Source organism: Nocardia sp. N2S4-5, from assembly GCF_044628355.1.
Taxonomy (GTDB): domain Bacteria; phylum Actinomycetota; class Actinomycetes; order Mycobacteriales; family Mycobacteriaceae; genus Nocardia; species Nocardia wallacei_B.
Genome location: NZ_JBIUPM010000001.1, coordinates 7,391,781 through 7,404,913, shown reverse-complemented (window position 1 = coordinate 7,404,913; position 13,133 = coordinate 7,391,781). Strand labels below are relative to the sequence as shown.

The 13,133-nt window shown below is 68.6% G+C and carries 7 protein-coding genes and 1 pseudogene; 5 read left to right on the top strand and 3 right to left on the bottom strand.

Features of this window, described 5'->3' with window-relative positions; translation table 11 throughout:
• Positions 1-1,136: 1,136 nt before the first annotated feature.
• Positions 1,137-1,394 (bottom strand): annotated as a pseudogene (locus ACFMRZ_RS34335) (DUF1707 domain-containing protein); the annotation flags it as partial.
• A gap of 768 nt (positions 1,395-2,162) precedes the next feature.
• Here ACFMRZ_RS34335 and ACFMRZ_RS34330 point away from each other — a divergent pair.
• The 3 genes from ACFMRZ_RS34330 (at position 2,163) to ACFMRZ_RS34320 (ending at position 4,490) form a co-directional block, all read left to right on the top strand.
• Positions 2,163-2,960: a hypothetical protein gene (locus ACFMRZ_RS34330; RefSeq protein WP_400183073.1), complete on the top strand. Its 798-nt coding sequence runs from the start codon at positions 2,163-2,165 to the stop codon at positions 2,958-2,960.
• Between the two features lie 186 nt (positions 2,961-3,146).
• A complete protein-coding gene (locus ACFMRZ_RS34325) occupies positions 3,147-3,734 on the top strand; it encodes a hypothetical protein (protein ID WP_400183072.1) in 588 nt (195 codons plus the stop codon).
• 225 nt (positions 3,735-3,959) lie between these two features.
• A complete protein-coding gene (locus ACFMRZ_RS34320; RefSeq protein ID WP_400183071.1) occupies positions 3,960-4,490 on the top strand; it encodes a hypothetical protein in 531 nt (176 codons plus the stop codon).
• 2,581 nt (positions 4,491-7,071) lie between these two features.
• Here ACFMRZ_RS34320 and ACFMRZ_RS34315 read toward each other — a convergent pair.
• Positions 7,072-8,646: a hypothetical protein gene (locus tag ACFMRZ_RS34315; RefSeq protein WP_400182361.1), complete on the bottom strand. Its 1,575-nt coding sequence runs from the start codon at positions 8,644-8,646 to the stop codon at positions 7,072-7,074.
• A gap of 6 nt (positions 8,647-8,652) precedes the next feature.
• Entirely contained in the window at positions 8,653-10,017 is a 1,365-nt protein-coding gene (locus ACFMRZ_RS34310; protein WP_400182360.1) for a hypothetical protein, read from the bottom strand.
• A gap of 335 nt (positions 10,018-10,352) precedes the next feature.
• Here ACFMRZ_RS34310 and ACFMRZ_RS34305 point away from each other — a divergent pair, with 335 nt between their 5' ends.
• Both ACFMRZ_RS34305 and ACFMRZ_RS34300 read left to right on the top strand, forming a co-directional pair.
• Positions 10,353-11,849 carry a hypothetical protein gene (locus ACFMRZ_RS34305; protein ID WP_400182359.1) on the top strand — a complete coding sequence of 499 codons (1,497 nt, stop codon included), beginning with the start codon at positions 10,353-10,355 and terminating at the stop codon, positions 11,847-11,849.
• Positions 11,850-12,106: 257 nt separating this feature from the next.
• Positions 12,107-13,132, top strand: coding sequence for an alpha/beta hydrolase (locus ACFMRZ_RS34300; protein WP_400182358.1), 1,026 nt, complete (start codon positions 12,107-12,109; stop codon positions 13,130-13,132).
• Position 13,133 lies beyond the last annotated feature (1 nt).

Here is a 13,133-nt window from a genome sequence, read left to right as displayed (position 1 = left end):
CGACTCGACTCCAGATAGGAGAGCACCGCGGTCACGAGTTGTTCGAGTGCGGACCCGGTCGCCGCCGTCTCCCCGAGCAACCGCCATTCGGCGAGCGCGTCGCCGTCTCTTGTCGACACCACCGCCGCATCGCCCGCCCCGGTTGCGGGCATGCTCATCAAATCAGCGGCCTGCGCAGCGGGAGTGATATCGAGTTGCTCGCCAATATGCGGCAGATCCGGGCGCGTGGGTTCGCGCAGCAGGATTCCGCGCAGGACCCAGGAGCCGAGCCACGGAAGCTCGGTGCCATGCATCCGCTGCCAACCGTCGCGGTCCAGCGACCGCAATCGGCCCAGGAGCGGTTGCAGCACTCGTTCCACACGCCGGTGCCCGTCCGGCTCTTGCCCGTTCCAACGGGCGAGTTCGGCCTCGAGTTCGTCGCGTTCGCGTTCCCACTCCTCGGAATAGCCCGGATCGGAGACCGATTTCGCCGTGTCCTGGCGGACCGCGTGGGCCAGCAATCGACTCAAGTTCCGCACCGAATCATCGCGGCGCCGTTGCCATTTCATCGACGGTGCGGAGCCGCTGTCGGACTCGTCATCGCCGTACAGGAAGGGGAGGTGGGCCAGCTCCTTGTCCAGCCGGGTGAGCGGTCGTGGCCCGGCGTGCTCGTCCGACCGGCTGCGCCGCGGTTGGCCGTCGTCGGGTGGGCGGTGGCCGGCGCGGGCGAACCGGTCCGATTGCTGCGGTGGTGGCGATTCCCGTTGCCGCCGCTGGGAAATCGACACAACGTTGCCGTGCGGCAGGGCTTTGCCTTCGTCATCGAATTCGATGGTCCAGACCCGACTGTCCTTCTTGCCGAGTCCTTCGATCTGCCCTTGCTTCTCCTTCCACTTGTCGAACGGGACGGCTCTTTTCAGCAATGCATTCGGTCCCGCCAGGTCCTCCGGCGTGATCGCCGTGCGCTTGGTGCCGGAATTGATGTCCAGGACAACCACTTCCGGTGTGCCGGAGGCGCCGATTCTGCTGTGCATCAACACCAGATGCGTCCGGACTTTCCCGGCGTATCTCTCGTCGGCCGACTCGTTCGGCAGCTGGGGCAGGCCCGACAGCGCCTGCCGCAGGTCGGCATGCTGGGCGGCGGCTCGCACCCGCGCGATGCGCCGGTTGTAGTCGGCGAGGTCGAGCAGGCCATCGGCGAGGTGGCGGGCCAGCCGTTCGGCCGCGTCCTTGCGGTCCCCGTCGACGACGCGGGTGTCGAGCCAGTTGTAGACAACCCAGCTGGCGGCTCCCGGTCGTTGCGCCAGCGACGCGGCTACCGTGTCCAGATCACCGGAGGAACGGAAAGTGCCTCCGCCAGAAGCCCGTTGGACGTCCTCGTTGCCATGGCCTGCCAGCGGGGAGTAGCTCGGCATCTCATACGGACTCGCGTGGGGCTCGTACTCGTACAGCACCTCCATCATCGTCACGGCGTTGTTGACGCAGCCGTTCGGGTTCCGCCGGTGAACGCCGACGACAAGGTCGAGCAGGGCGGTGAGGGCGAGGTATGTCGATGCCGCCGCGACCACGGGCCCGGCGGGCTCGGCCTTGTCGGAAGATCCCACGAGCTGCGCCGCCGCGTCGGCCACCACCGCGCGAGCGATGGCGGCATCGGCCTCGGCGAGCGGCCGGACCGTCGGCGGCAAGGCGTCGGTGAAATTCTCGCGCGCCTCGTCCACCTTTTCGCCGACCCGGCGTATCCCCTCCGCGCCGAGAACCTGATCTCGCTCCAGTCCGAGCTCGTCCGCCAGGCGGTCGCGCCGAGATTCGAGCCGCTCCAGCGCTTGCGCGTCGGAGAGCATCGGGTCCAGGACGATCGCTGCGGGCGCCGCGTCGTCGAGATGCTGGTTCAACGCCTCCACGACGGCAGTCGGGAGGCCCGCCTGAAACCGGTTCAGCGCCTGTACGGCGGCCGAGGTGTCCGCTGGCCGCGGCGATGATTCATCGTCCTCGTCGTCTTCGGCCGCCATGACGACCGGGACCGTCACGGGGATCCCCAGCCACCCCGCGAGCCGTGCGTAGCGATCTTCCGGACGTTCCGGTCGGACAGTGTCTACGCCGTCGCGGGCTCCGGGCGCGAGCACGGCCGAGTGGGCCGGTTCGGAGGTGGGAAGGTCAGCCGGGGCCTGCGGAGGCAGGTTGGCGTGCTGTGCGCGACCGGACGCCATCAGGTGTTGTTCGACCGCGCGCATCTGCGTCGGCGCCGCGTCTTCCCGCAGGACGCGTTCGGCCTGTTCGACAGCGCGGTCCGCCCGGTCCAATTCGGCGCGGCTGGCGGGGGTGTGCTCCGCCGCGTGCGCGACGGCCGCCGCCCGCCGCGCCGCGACGGCGTCGGTGAACATGACGACCTGGTCGGTGACGCCGTGATTCTCGACGACGCCGTAGTAGTCCTCCGGCGAGAGGTACTGCATGAACGTGCCCGGTGTGCCACCCTCCTCCCGGTCGGTGGTCGTGCCGCCACGGGACGCACGGCCCACGCCCTGTTCGAATGCTCGTTCCCCGCGGGATGGCCCACCATCCATCCGGCCCAAGGTCCCGCCCAGCGCAATGGATTCCGGCGTGGGCTCCCAGTCGGTGCCGCGCATGGATTTCTTGTTGACGAACGCAAGGCTGCCTTCCTCGCCCCACATATGCTTGATGAGATGGTTGTTCAGTTTGTCGGCGAACAGTTTTGTGCCGGGCTCGCCCGGCACAGCGCCGTGGCCGCACTTCTCGACCAGCAAGTCCGCCAGACGTCGAACAAACGTCCGGCTGCCAGATACGCCCCAGCCGTCGACCGGATGGCCGGAGAGGCGTTCGGCAAACACGGCGCTGCTCCGCTCGCCGAGCGTGTCGACCAGCAGTTCAGCGACCTTTTCGGGCGTCGACTGATTGGCGAGGTCGTCGTCCCAGCGGGCGTCCATAGCCAGATACTCGAGCTTGATCCTTTCGGCGGCCTGTAGCTCGGGCACCGAGTCGAAACGCTGTTCGACTCCATAATGGGCCGCCGCCGTATCGAGCATGGACCTGATCACTTGGGCCGGGGGTGCCTGCGTGATCCGTTGCCGCAATGCCGCCACCTCGTCGGCCGGGGCACCGGCGCGCTCGAACGCGTCGAGCATCGGATACGCCCGCTTCATGGCCTCCACATGTTCGTGGGTGAACTGATCGACCCAGTCGACCAGGCCCTTCTCGTGGTCGTCCTTGTCCTGCCATCCGTGCAGCCGGATCCGTTCCCCGTTCGCTCCTTCGCGGACATCGTCGCCGCGGATGTTCCGCTGGTCCATGTGCTCGTTCAGCTGTGGACGACCGTGCTGTTCGACTCCGACGATCACGCCGTTCTCATCCAGGATCGGCGTCAATCGCAGTTCGCCGACCACGTCACGGCCCATCTGCGCGAGCTTGCCGTGCCGGGTATCGTCGTTGAGCGCGTAGTGGCGTTCCAGCTGCGACACGTAGTAGGGCGGATTCTCCGCCACGCCCGGAATCCCGTACCGCTCGTACAGCTCGCCTTCGACGATCTTGAGCGTGCCGGAGTACCCCGTCGGCCGTCCCAGGTAGCTACTGCCGATGAGCTGGTCCACCGAGATGTACATGGCTTCCTCTGGCAGGTTGGCCTTGACCGGCACTCCCTCCTTGAGGTCCATGAACTGGCCTACCAGACCCTGCGTTCGAGTCTCGGTACCCTCCTCCCGGTTGGCCTGCAGCTGATCGTTGGTGTCCGACGCCAGCAGTAGGACCCTTCCCGGTTCCCCCGGGGCGTCACCGCGGCCTTCGATGTAGTCACTGTTTCTGACCCGTGCCCACTCGGCCAGCGCGGCACTGGTGTACATCTCGGCGTCGGCCGCGGTCACGGGTTCCCCGGACACCCGGTTGAGCTTGGCGATCGCCGCCGGGGTCAGCGTCGCCTGCCAGAACCCGCGGGTGCCCTCCGGCCTGCCGAAGTCCTGCGCGGTCAACCCGTGCGGCAGCCGCTGCGCGGTCTTGAAACGCTGCCAGACCTCTTCCAGGCGAGCGACCACCTCGGGGCTCTCGTCGCCACCGGCGCCGGGCGACAGCACCGCCTCGCGGCCGTCGACCACCGTATCCATCTCGTCGAGCGTGTGGACCTTGTTCCCACGGCCACCGGGCAACGGCTCGAACCGCTCCCGCAGACCGTATCGCTCCGCCGCCTCGTCGAGGATCTCCTTGATCCGATCGAGTTGCGGCCGATCGCCTTTGAGCCGGGGAAACAGACTCTCACGAAGCGCCTTGATCGTCTCATCGGATGCTCCCGCCTCGTGCAGGCGATCGAGAAACGCCTTGCCCCTGCGCAACACCAGGAACTCGGCGTTCTCCGGTGTGCCGACGAACATCTGGCCCACACCGGGTTTCGGCTCCGGGAACTCCCCGTTCTCGGTCATATCGGCCAGCCGGTAGGTGTCCACCGGCAGATCGCCGTGCTCGGACCTGGTGACCTGCTCCACCGACGCGATCGTCTCCAAGACCAGTGAATCGCTGCTGGTCCACACGTTGGCGACGCCGTGCTGGATGGCGTCGTCGATCGTTTTCACGGTGGTGAGCAGCGTCTTGCCCTCGCCGGTCTTCATGTCGGCCAGCTCGAGCCCCCACGCGATACGCTGCGTCACACGCATGTCTTTGCCGGTGGTGAGTTCGGCCCACTTGCGCATGGCGAGATAGCGCTCCGCGCGGGTCCCCCCGACGATCCCCTTCAGCAGTGCCTCCGGCGACATCGGAACCGTCACCGGGTCGGCCGCATCTCCCGCGGCCAGCATCTCTTCGTAGTAGGAGGTGGCCAGCTCGTCGGTCGACATCATGGCCCGCAGACGTTTGTCCGAGGCGGCTCGGAACGCGTCGGCGCGGTCGACCACTCCCGCCTCGTATGCCGCGATATCCGCCGCGCCCGCCTCCGCCGCCGAGCGGAACCGGGCATCTATCGCCCGCACCCCGTCCGACACCAGGCTCCGGTGCGCCGCGCGGTAGGCCGTCGTGCACCGCTCCAGGTCATCCGCCGCCGTCCGGACGTTGGCCTGCGCCACCTCCGCGTGTTCGGCCAGCGCATGCCGCCAATACTGTTCCCGAGCGGCCACTTCGGAACGGAAAGCCCTTCTGCCCCACCGTGATACCACCTCATTGCGGGCGGTCTCGGCCGCCCGCAGTCGGACCGCGTGGTCATCCCGCCCCGGCACGGCGCCCTGCCCGATCACGGCCCGCAGCAAGGCCTCCCGCTCGACCATCGCCACCCGCAACCGCGTCCGTGCCCGCTCGATACCTTGCTCCAGCCCGGCAAGGTGCGTGGCCTCCGGCTCCGCGCCCTCCCGATAGCGTCGATACTCCTGCCTGCTCTTTTCCAGGGCGGCGCCCGCCGCGTCGACCTTGTCCTGCACTGACCGGATGCTCTCATCCACATGACCGCGCACACCCGCCTCGTAGGCGGTGACCGCCGCCTCGTGGGCATCGCGACTCGCCGCCCAGTGCGTGCGCGCCGTGGCCACCGCGTCGCGGCCCGCCCGCATGCGCTCACCGGTCTCGGCCTCGACACCGCGCCGTTGTTCGTCGGCCGCCGCGATCGCGGCTTCCGCTTCCGCCCTTCTCTCGTCGACGCGTTCCTCGACCGCCTCCCGCACCGCGGTCTCGTGCGCCGCCCACGCTTCCGCCACGGCATGCCTGGCCACCTCCGACTCGAGCGCCGTACCGCCCTTCTCCAACTCCGTCAGCGCCCCGTCCAGGTGTTTGCGGGCATCCACCACACGCTGGTCGTCGACGGTCACCTGGTGGGTCAGTTCGGCCCGCAGCTTCGCCGTCGGCGTATCCGTCGCCACGGAGGGAACGCCGCCGGAACGGGAATTCGCTGCGGCAGAACGGTTCTCGGGCAACGCCGGGCGCGGCGCGTCCGAAGCGATCGGCGCGGGCTGCCCGCGCGTGACGGCCTGGGCCGCGAGCCGGTCCAGGATCGCTCGATCCGCCGACCGGCTGTCCCGCCCCTCTCCGGCATCGGCGATCGTTTCGTCACGCGAGTCCTGACCGAAGGACACATCCGGCCGATCGAAGCGGCCACTGCCATCGGTTTTCGGCGCTGCGAGGGCTTCGGCTCGCGCGTGCGCGCCGGCGTGCATGGACATCGCTCCGCCGACCGCACCGTTGAGCAACTCGGCGAGCGCCTGGTCGAAATGTTCGGGCCAGCCGGTGATCAACGCCGCCGCGCCCAGGCCCGACACCGCACCCGCGGTCCCGTGCACCAGCCCCAGCAACAACCGGCTGTCCCCCACCCGGGGAAAGATCTTCGGCACGTACCGACCGGCCAGCACACCACCGACCGCACCACCGGCACCCCCCGCGCCCATGGCGACGATCGACGTCAGGTCGATGCCCCTCGGATTCTCACCATTGGCACCGATCAGGCTCCAGTCCCGGTCCCCCGCCGCGACCTGCAACAACTGGACACCCCCGTCGACCGCCATCGGGAACGCGGCGGATTTCCCCACCACGGCGGCGAGCTGAAGCGGCCCCAGCCCCGTCAGCCTGGCCACCGCGTTCGCCGCGCGCTCCGCGAAACCCCGCTTCAGCGCCGCCCGCATCACCTCGACCTCGGCACGCCCGGTGACCAGCATGGACTCCACGGTCGACGCCGCCGCCACCTGTCCGGCGGGACCGGCCGCGGCCGCTACCGCCAGCGCGCGGTAGATTTGCCAGGCCAGCTGTGCGCCGAACGCGAACATCACACACAGCGTCTTCTCCGCCTCGTTGGCTGCCCCGTCCGCCTGATCGGCCAGGATCAGCGCCTCGTCGTGCAGCCGGATCGCGCCCTTACGATGCAGCAGCAGCATCTCGCGCACCTGGTCACCGAACGTACCGACCGCGTCGAGTTGCGCCAGCACCCCCGTCGCGTCATCGGCGTGACCGAGCATCGCCGCGGCCTTCTCCCGCAACTGGGCGGCCATCCACCGCATCCGGGACACATCGGCCCGCGGCAAGTCCCCGCCGAATACCGCCATCTCGACCGGCCACCGCACGAAGTCGGGCAGGCCTTCGAACAACTCCCGCGCCTGCACCAACGGATTCGACGACAAGATGTCAACCACCGGCACCGCTCCGCCCCGGCGGGGACGCCGCGGCCACCAGCGCCGAATGCAGAACCTGTGCCTGCGCGCTCGCCCGGACGCCGTGCAGCACGACATCGGCGAACGCGCAGCCCAATGCCCGCTGTCCGTCGAAATCGTCCGCACCGCCGAAGATTTCGTTCAGCTCGTCGCGCCAGCGCCGGTATCCGCGCACGACCTCGCCGAGCGTGGTGTACCGCCCCGCCGCCCGGCGCAGATATTCGGCGATCAGGATCCGCTGCACGCGCCGCCCGACAACGCCCGCACCGACCGAGTCGAGCGCCGAGGCCAGTTCGCGCACCGTCGCCGCGTAGACCTGCAGGTCCGGCGGTGCCGACGCGCGGGCCACGCTCTGGTCCAGCGTGATCGACCGCACGGCGGGCGTCCGATCGTCACGTGACTCGCGCTCCCATCGCACCGGAGATCCGTCGCCACCCAGGTCGGCCACGGCGACACGGTCGAGTACGACAGCCGGGTAGTCGGTCAGCACACGATCGACGGCTGCCGCGAACTCACGAACAGCCGTGTCTTCCAAGCCTGGGAGGTCGAACCCGGTGACCTGGACACCGTGCCGTTCGGCCAATGTCCGCGCCAGCCATCCGAGCACCGCCGACGCACCGGACCTGCCGACCGGCCGTTCCGCGGTCCGGTCCCGGCCGGGTCGACCCTGTCCTCGCTCTCTCGGCGGCGGAGCGTCGGACCGAGGGGCCGGCGGGCGACCCGACTCCTCTGCCGCATGCGCGCCGGGCGCTGTGCGCGGTGGCGTGGTCCACGGTGTCGCCTGCCGCCCTGCCCCGGCCGCACGACGAGAATCGCCTGCGGACAAGCCATCCCGTGCCCGCGGGGAGTTGTTCTCGGCGAGCGGAGGCGGTACCGCGGCGGGCAACCCGCTACGTTCCTCGGGTCGTCTGTCGCCGGTGGCCGGGCTCGCGGCGCCCGGGGACGGGTGCGACGAATCGGAGCCACCTCGCGGAGTGGCCTGCTCGCCCGCCTCGTCCGATCCCGCATCCGGGGTCGGCTGCTCGGTGCCGGCCGGCTGACCCGAGGGGTCGGAAAGCGGCCCGCCGGAAGAGTTTTCGACTTCGGTGGTTGCGGTTTGCGGTGGCGCCGGAGGCGGGGACGAAGCGGGCGTCGCGGCAGGCGACACGTTCGCACCGGATGTCAGGGGCGGCGCGACCTGTGACGGCTGCGGTGCGCCGACCGCGGGACCCGGGTCGCCGCGGCTCGACTCGCCGGGGTCTCGATCTGTCCGGCCGGCGATGTTCTGGTCCGCGTCCTCGACACTGTGCGTGGCGTCGATGAGCCCCCGGGCTGTCTCGCGCAGACTCTCCTGCATCGCCCGAAGGTTTGCCAGCAACTGATCGGCGCCCGGCGTGAAACTCTCGGCGAACGCCACGCCCAGGTCGTCGTCACCCCAGCACCCGTCGACCTCGGCCAGGCTGTCCCGCAACCCGGCGTATGTCCCGCCGACGCGGTCACCGAGATCACCCAGCAACGCCCCCTGCCGGCGAATACGGTCGGGGTCGAATTGGAACTCGCTGTGCGCCATGCCGATTCAGACGCGGTCGTCACGGCGATGCCAGTACCGCTGCTCGAACCCGGCCACGTACTCCGATATCGCGACCGACTCGGTCGACTGCTCCACGACACCGTCGTCGGCGACGTAGAACACCGCACGGTCCAGAACGAATTCACCGTCGGGCACCGGCGAATGCACTATCCACCCGACGCCGAGCCGAACGGCCGTCAACGCCGACAGCGAATATCCGGTGACGTCATGGCCCCGGCCCCGGATGTGATCTCGGACCAGGGCGATCGCCTCCGCCTCGGAGAGGAAGCCATCGCCGACTGCCCCCAAGCCCGCGATGACGAACTGGAACAGCGCACCATCGAGATCGAGCCCGGCGCCGTCACCGAAAACGCTCCGAATCTGCTCCCGAGTCACCGCGCCTGCCTGTGCCGCGGAAATCAACGGCTCTATCGACTCGGGCACCGCGCCCGGCACGTCGCTCAGCAGGTCGGAAATTACGCCTGCCGCGGTCTCGACAGTCCAGACCGCGGGAATCGCCTCCGCACACTCCGGCACCGGAGCCGACCCGCCCCGGTACCACCGCCCCGCGTCCCACCAGTAACAGAACGACAGCGACCCGGTAGCCACGCGGGCGTTGAGGACCGGGTCCGCCACCCAATACGGCGCGCCCGCAAAGATTTCCGACATGTCGCCGCCATCGTTGTAGGCGGCCTCCAGTACGGGCGCATTCCACACGCCACCCGACAGCACCGCCCGCCCGCCCGGCAACAGCGCCAGGGTCGAACCGCTACGCCGTGCACCTTCGAACACACCCACCGACGGGCAGATCCGAGGCCCCCGCGGGGACCCCACCGCCACGAAAGCCGCGGACAACACCGCCCACCGAGCCCACAGCTCCCGCAGATCCAGCAGCTCGTTCACCGGTACCGGCCGCACACCCATCGTCCGGTCCGCCCGTGCGCTCTCGGCAGCGCGGCCAGGCGGCCGCGACAGCGGCTCACCACGCCCGATATACGCCGCCAGCCACACCGGCAGGCGATTTCGCGGATGGCTTTCCAGGTCGGCGAGATACGCATCAGGTGCGAACAACTGCTCGCCGGGAAACGGCTCCGCACCGCGGTCGCACTCGACCTCGACGTGGGCATCGTCCGCCCGCACCAGCAAGCGCCACCACGGTCCGTCCGCGGATCGAGCCGACAACTCACGGTGCCGACGCACCGCACCCCACACCTCGGGTGGCACCTGACACCGCACCGACCGCGTCCCGTCGTCGACAACCAGCACCGCGGACTCGCTGACGACCGTCATGGCGAACGACGCCTCCAACTGCCGCCAGCCGGGCGGAGCGGCCGCACGTAGCCCGCGCACGATCTCACCGGTCAACTCCACAGACGCCTCTTCCTTCCACCCCGCCACTGACGACCCGCTCCTCGAACATGAAGTCGACCCAGCTCTGTCGCTGCGATCCTGTCCCACCGCGACGCATCGCGAAACACGCAAATCGCCAGTCGCCGAGCACACATTTGCGGCGATCGACAAGCCGTCGGACGATGTGTATGAATACAGGTCATTGACGACACGTCGAGGGAGGCACCGTGGACGTCAGCGTGACCGAGCCGGACAGCCCACTCGCCGAAGCGCTTTCGTTCGTGATCGAGAAGGGCCCGTATTGATACAACGCCTTTCGCCTCGGCGGCGCAGCGCCGGACATCGAGAGCGGGATAATGCCTGTCGAGCCGGCCGCGGACCCCGGATCGGTTCATCAGGCGCTCAGTCTGCTGGCCGTCGCGGAGTACCGGCTGATGTACGAATTGTTCTGGTTCTGGCCGGCGGGCCCGGACGACCCAGCTTTGGAGCGGCTCGCCGACGGCGATCCGGCGGCAGCGCGAGAGATTTGGGAGACCGACCGCCACGACTCCGGCCCCGCCGCGGTGCTGGCGACCCATAATCTCGCCGTCCTGAATCAGATCGAGGCCTCGGAGTCGCCGGCCGGGAACACTTTTCATCCGTGGCTGGACGGGATCGATCTGTGGGACGAGGCGTTGCGGACGGACACTTTCTGGCAGTACCTGGAAGACCGGATGGGCGCGATCGACGAACAACCGCCCCGCCACGGCGTCGCTGAGCTGCGTCGTCTCCTTCCGGATGCGCTGCTCGAATTGTTCGCGCGATTCTTTTCGCGGTCGGCTCGGCAGCACGACGCGGAGGCGCTGAACGCCCAGTTGATAGCGCTGGACGAGCTGATCCACCGCGACAGCGATCCCGCGAGCGTGTTCTCCGCACAGCTTCTCGACAAGGCAGCGCAGGCCGTCGCCCACCAGCTCGCCGACGCACTGGTGGACACCGTGGAGAAGATCGCCGACCTCTTCATCGCGACGACCACCGATCACAGCCGCATCGACCAGGCGATCGCCGGTGCCGGGTTCCTGCCCGCGGGAATCCGGGATGATCTCGGCTTCATTCGCCGGGAGGTGACCGGCGCCGACCCCATCTTCGACCGAGAAGGCTTGGGAGAGTTGACCGCCCGGGTTCTTCTGGATATCGGACAGGCGGTGCTGGAACACGCGGAACCCGTCCTCGAAGCGCTCGCCTATCTCGGTGGGCGTTCCACCGTCGCCGCGGCGTTCCGATGCGTGTGGCATATGACGATGTGGTGTGATTCCGAGGCGGCCCGCGGTGGCGAGGTCACCGTGTTCCGCGAAGGACTGCTGGCCCGCGCCCGGGCCTTGGACGCGCGGATGGGCGCCGAGGCCGCGCCGCATGCGGCCGTAAGCGATTGCGCGCCGGTCGAAGTCGTACTCCATATCACCGCGATCGATGCCCTGATCTACATGTCGCGCAACACGTATGTGCATGCGCCGGAGGAGTACGCGCGCGACGCGGCCGACAAGATCGCACTCATGACCGATCTCTGTGCCATTCCGGTCCGGGAGCTACGTGGGCTCGGGCACCCGGGCGACGAACGCATTCGGCGGGTAATCCGAGACCTCGCCCTCGACATGATGGTGACGCTCGCCGGCTATCTCGGTGTCGTCGGGAACAACAAGGAATACGCTCGGCTCTATCACCGCGCGGAGTCACTTGTGGATGTCGCTCCGATGCGGGACGCGCTCGATACGCTGAACGCCACACTCGACTGGGGCAAACGAACGCCACTGATCGACGCGCATCGCCGGGCAGTCCGTGGTGGGATATTCGGGATACGGCGCGGGCGGGGATAGCCGTTCCAGCGCATCAGTTCAACAGATCCGCCACCGCGCGGCTGTCGGCCACCGCCGCCGGGCGCCGCCGCATCAACCACTGGATCTCCTCCGGTATCCGCGACGGCGTGCTGCGACCGCGCGTCGTCGAACTCTGACCGCGACAGCGTATTTCACGGGATACGGCACGGCTCCGGAGCAATTGCAGGCGCGCCGGAGGTCTTGCGTGTCGCAATGCCGGGGGTTAGCCTGCGTCACCGACGAAAGGAGCCTCCCGCGTGCGAGCCTCGATACGGACCGCGGTGGTATGTCTTGTGGCGACACTGCTCTCGTTCGCGGGAAGTGCGGCCCAGGCCGACGAGACCTCATCGCCGGATGGCTGTCGATCCTTCTTCGTGCCGGTTCCGCAGGGGCAGTTGGCCGCGACGCTGTGCCTGCCTACGGACTCGCCGACCGATACGGTCATGGTGTTGATGGCCGGGTCCAATTACAACGGCACCTATTGGGATTTCGCGTACCAACCGGAGACCTACAATTTCCGGCAGGCGATGAATCGCGCCGGATACGCGACGCTCGTCGTGGACCGGCTCGGCAATGGGGCCAGCACCCGGCCGCCCGCCCTCTCCCTGACGGCCTCGGCCACCGCCGACGCCCTGCACGGGATCGTGCAGGGATTGCGGCAGGGTCTGGCCGGAGCCCAGCCGTTCGGCAAGGTGATCACCGTGGGGCACTCGCTGACGTCGGGGACCTCGGTGATGGAGGCCAGCGCCCACCACGACGTCGACGGTGTCGTGCTGACCGGATATTCGCATTCGCTGAACATCGGCGAGACCCTCGGGGTCATCTCCACCTATCACCGGGCCACCGAGGAACCCGAATTCGCGGGCCGCGGTTACGATTCCGAATATCTCGTCTCCCGGCCCGGCGCCCGGCTGCACGACTTCTACGCGCCCGGCAATGTCGATCCGGAGGTGCTGGCGCTGGACGAGAAGACCAAGGAGGCCTTCTCGCTCACCGAATATCCCGACGGGCTGCTCTCCACCCTGCCGGGTATGTCGAGCCTCATCAGCGCACCGGTCCTGATCGTCAACGGCGGCCTGGATCGGTTGTCCTGCGGCATCGACTACGCGGTCTGCGCGAATTCCGCCACTCTGCAAGCCTCGGAGGCGCCCTTCTTCGCCCCGGCCGCCCGGTTGAGTACCTTCGTGCTGCCCGGCAGTGGGCACGCCCTCAATCTCGCCCGCAATACCGTCGAATATCAATCGGCAGTGATCAATTGGGCGAATTCGACGATCGGGCGCTGAG

What these genes read in the sequence shown, in the direction of transcription:
- ACFMRZ_RS34325 (WP_400183072.1), top strand. Translation starts at nt 3,147, where the DNA reads ATGTTCGTGGGTGAACTGATCGACCCAGTCGACCAGGCCCTTCTCGTG.
- ACFMRZ_RS34315 (WP_400182361.1), bottom strand. Translation starts at nt 8,646, where the DNA reads ATGGCGCACAGCGAGTTCCAATTCGACCCCGACCGTATTCGCCGGCAG.
- ACFMRZ_RS34305 (WP_400182359.1), top strand. Translation starts at nt 10,353, where the DNA reads ATGCCTGTCGAGCCGGCCGCGGACCCCGGATCGGTTCATCAGGCGCTC.